This window comes from Gemmatimonadota bacterium, assembly GCA_026706345.1.
Taxonomy (GTDB): domain Bacteria; phylum JAAXHH01; class JAAXHH01; order JAAXHH01; family JAAXHH01; genus JAAXHH01.
This window is the reverse complement of record JAPOYX010000094.1, coordinates 2,314-5,757: the sequence shown is the minus strand read 5'-3', so window position 1 is coordinate 5,757 and position 3,444 is coordinate 2,314. Positions and strand designations below refer to the sequence as shown.

Genomic DNA, 3,444 nt, shown 5'->3' with positions numbered 1-3,444 from the left:
AAACGAGGAGCCGGTCACCAGGAAGTGAACCCAGACGCTCGCGGCGTATCCGAGGACGATCGTCCAGCTCCATTTCAGGTGGCTGAAAAAGGTATAGACGCCTCGCGCCTGTCCCATCACCGCGACACCGGCGGCGGAGCCCACGGACAGCATCGATCCTCCCACTCCGGCCGTCAGCGTGATCAGAAGCCACTGACCGAGGCTCATGCTCGGGTCCATCTCGAGCACGGCGAACATCACCGGGATGTTGTCGAACAGAGCCGAGGCGAAGCCCACGATGATGTTGGCGGTAGTGGGTCCGAGCACCCCGTACATGAAGTCAGAGCCTGCGGCCATGTAGCCGAACGCGCCAAGTCCCGCCACGCACAACATGATCCCGTAGAAGAACAGCAGCGTATCCCACTCGGCCCTCTGCAAATTCCGGTAGATATCGTACTGGGCGTCGGACGAGGCTGAATCCCTGTGCGAATCGCCCTCCAGCGACAGGGCGTTCTCGTTCATCACCCGCTCTGAGGAATACGCAAATCGGCCGCGTCGCGTTTGCAGGTAGTAGCCAGAGAGCTTGAGCAGACCGAGACCGGTCATCATCCCGATCACCGGGGGCAGGTGCAGGAACGTGTGGCCAAGCACCGCCATCGTGATCGTCACCAGGAACAGGCCGGCCACCACCCAAGTGCCCTGGCGAATCCGCGCCTGCTCCTCGACTTGCTCCGGATGTCCATGTGGAACGGCGAGGCTCAACAGCCCACCGGTGATCAGCCAGTTGGCCAGCGACGGCAGGATCAGCGCGAAGAACTGGTGGAATTGCACCTGACCGGCCTGCCACACCATCAGTGTGGTGATATCCCCGAAGGGGCTGAACGCCCCTCCGGCGTTGGCGGCGACCACCACGTTAACGCAACCTATGACCACGAAGCGGCGGTTCTGGCCGCCTACGGCGAGAACCACTGTCGCCATCAGCAACGCCGTCGTCAGGTTGTCCGCGATCGGGGACATGACGAACGCCAGCGCGCCGGTAATCCAGAACAGCTTCTTCAGCGAAAACCGCTGCCGCAACAGCCACGCCCGCAGAACGTCAAACGCACCGCGCTCGTCCAGAGTGTTGATGTAGGTCATCGCTGCCAGCAGGAACAGGAACAGCTCCACGAATTCCAGCAGGCTGTGCCGGACCAATTCCTCGATCAACGCGGTCTGGCCGCTGGCGATGTAGGCAATCGCGGCGAACGCCCAGATGATGCCGCCGGCCACCATGACAGGCTTGGACTTTCGCAGGTGAATGGTTTCCTCAGCAATGACCAGCGCGTAGGCCACTACGAATACGGCGAGGGACACAATGCCCGCCCAGTGCAACATCAGGTTTTGTTCTGTCATGGGTTTGCTCTCGAAATACTGACCGCTGGATGCCAGCCCCCTCCATCAACGCACCGAACCTACGCCGCAAAGCGGCGGACATCATCCTTCGCTGAACGGTTTTCCGGCCGCTTCTGCGTTTCGGGAATAGACTCGCGCCACCGTTTCCCGAATTGTCAATACGGCATCGCGAAGATGTGACCGACCCTCGCGGAAATGCGGCGTGAAACCCGTGCTTGTCGCCATGGTCCCATCTCTGGTTTCGGAAATTCATCGCGAAACCTGCGATGGTGATCTCAGCGCTCAGTCCCAATATGGGGCTGCTACGAATGATTTCAATTCGAGCCACGCGGAATGTACCGTCCGGCTTGCGCGTGATCGGTGGTCGTCGCTGTCATCCCCGATCAGGACCATTATTCCAATCGCTCCGCCAGGCATTGTTTCTGTCCTAAGAGCCTCCACATTCTTCGCAAGTGCCACTCAGCGTTAACCTCCCGCCCGTCAACGAAAGCAGCCTGTAGACTGCCCTGCCAGGGAATCACAAGCCAAAGAACCGGGGACAGCCCGGAAAGGGAATGACGATGATCTTTCCTGTTGAAGCCGCTGGCCCGTACGAGCTGCTGTCGCTATTGAGCATCGCTGGTTTGATCGAAGTCGTTGGTGGCGTTCCGCTGTTGATCGGCCTGTTTACTCGCCCGGCGGCTTTCCTGTGCTCGGGATTGATGGCGTTTGCCTACTGGCTGGCAAATGCGCCGCGCGGATTCTTCCTCTGGACCGTCGGCAACAGCGCCGAGGCGGCGGTGCTGTACAGTTTCCTGTTCCTGTATATCGCTGCCCGACCAGAACGTGGCCGCTGACGCCTGCGCGGATCGCGCCTGAAATCTGCGCTGGAGGCCGCCATGGACGGAGGACGATCCGCAGGCCCGGACGCGCAGCGCAGCGCGCGGAGCGCCGGGTCGTCGCGCCGTTGACCCGTGGTCGGTCCCGTGAGGGTTGCTGTGGTATACTGTACGCATGCCCAGATCGATACAGCGCACTCACCTGCTCAGGTGCTATCCCACCGCAGCGCAACGCCGGCGGCTGGAGGATTACTTCGGCGCAGCACGCTGGGTGTGGAACCGCGCACTGGGATGCCGGACCAAGGCATACCGGCGCCGCGGCGAGTCGGTGACGTGTGTTGATTCTTCGCGGCTGTGGAGCGGTGCTGGCGGTGCGAAGCGCGCGGCGCCGAACACGATCGCGACGTCAACGCGGCTCGCAATCTCGAGCAGGGAGGCCTGCGCCTGCTCAGCGGACAACGGCCAGCGGCGCCCGGTCGGTCAATGCGCGTGGAGGGTAACACCCCCGGGCTGTTCCCGATTCGGTCCGGGCGTGGTCCGGTACCCGATGAACCGCGAACGGACTCCAGGCCGACGCGGCGGTATGCAACCGCCGAAGCCGCGTGAGGGACCGACTGCAACTAGAATAAGCGGATAAAGGAGCACGACATGCTGTCGCTTGACAAGGTTCATCGTGTAGGGGGAGTGGCTGCCGTGGTAGTCGTTCTTTTCGCCGCTGATGTCACGTCCTCCGTCCTCGCTCAGAGTGCGAGCGGCGCGCCCTCGTCGGAGTGTCGTAACGAGCAGGGACTGAGCTATCTGTGTGGCTTCGTTCTTCCGGAAGATGTCGTGAATGTCGGATCCACCGGTCTGGTGCTTGCGTCCGGTCATCGTGCGCCCGGTCACATGTATCTGATCGATCCTGCGACGGGCACGCACTCGGAGCTGATTCACGGCAGCGCCTTCAGACAACAGCACGACACGGGGACGTTCGGCGGCTGTCCGGGCCCGCTGAACCTTGAGGCGTTCGACGTGCACGGAATCAGCCTGACCGAAACGTCGCCGCGGCGTTTCAGCCTCTACACCACGAGCCACGGTGAACGAGAAGCGATCGAAGTCTACGATCTCGACCTTCGCGGCGCGGCGCCTGTGCTGACCTGGACGGGGTGCGTCCTTCTGCAGCAGGACGGTTACTTCAACGCCGTCATTCGGCTCGCCGACGGGGGCTTTGTGGCGACGCGGATGCGTGACGCGAATGTGAGCAACGAGGACGTTG

At 62.2% G+C, this 3,444-nt stretch carries 4 protein-coding genes; 3 read left to right on the top strand and 1 reads right to left on the bottom strand.

Features of this window, described 5'->3' with window-relative positions:
• Window positions 1-1,371: sodium:proton antiporter NhaD (gene nhaD, locus OXG98_06965; GenBank protein MCY3771744.1), on the bottom strand; the 1,371-nt coding region annotated here is incomplete at its 3' end.
• Window positions 1,372-1,925: 554 nt separating this feature from the next.
• Between nhaD and OXG98_06960 the strand changes: the two genes are divergently transcribed.
• The 3 genes from OXG98_06960 to OXG98_06950 all read left to right on the top strand — a co-directional run.
• On the top strand, window positions 1,926-2,207 hold the full coding sequence (locus tag OXG98_06960; protein ID MCY3771743.1) for a DoxX family protein: 282 nt from the start codon (window positions 1,926-1,928) through the stop codon (window positions 2,205-2,207).
• Between the two features lie 157 nt (window positions 2,208-2,364).
• Entirely contained in the window at window positions 2,365-2,826 is a 462-nt protein-coding gene (locus OXG98_06955; GenBank protein ID MCY3771742.1) for a helix-turn-helix domain-containing protein, read from the top strand.
• An 11-nt stretch (window positions 2,827-2,837) separates the two neighbouring features.
• Window positions 2,838-3,444: hypothetical protein (locus OXG98_06950; GenBank protein MCY3771741.1), on the top strand; the 607-nt coding region annotated here is incomplete at its 3' end.